Source organism: Vibrio sp. 1580, assembly GCF_033340055.1.
This window is the reverse complement of record NZ_JAWOVT010000777.1, coordinates 1-510: the sequence shown is the minus strand read 5'-3', so window position 1 is coordinate 510 and position 510 is coordinate 1. Positions and strand designations below refer to the sequence as shown.

The 510-nt window shown below is 44.1% G+C and carries 1 pseudogene; it reads left to right on the top strand.

Annotation, left to right across the window (positions count from 1 at the left end):
* Positions 1 to 366: 366 nt before the first annotated feature.
* Positions 367 to 510: pseudogene (locus tag R7093_RS28335) on the top strand (antibiotic acetyltransferase); the annotation flags it as partial.

The following is a 510-nucleotide window of genomic DNA, read 5'->3' as shown; positions in this document are numbered from 1 at the left end:
CTCGGCAAGTTTGTCATGAGTTGTTTCTGCGGGCATGTACTCGATACGAATATTGTTCGCCGCGTTGGCAGAAGCGGCGCAGAGTAATAGCACAGGGAGAAGCGATTGAATTTTCATGTTGAGCTCTTGTTATTTGAATGGCTTGCATAAAAATTATACATGTTTTTGGCGAATGAATAATCGGGATTGGCGTTTGTCACTCTGCGCCAATTCGTTTTATAGTTCGCCTAAAGGAGATCACTATGCCTAATCCACTGTTGTTACAACCCCGAATCCAATAGGCGTTGTTGACTGAGAACGCAGCAACAGCGCCACGAGAAATCGTTCCGTGGCAAAATTTTACTCTCTATTGAAGAGGCAAATGCCATGACTAAACATTGGTCTAAAGTTCAGTATCTGCACCAAGTGGTGCAAAACGCCAACATCCCTATTAAAGGTACTCACAGTTATTACAGCGATTGCTGGGATAATGGTTTTGAGCAATCCGTCGTTCGTTATCTGCTGGGGGAT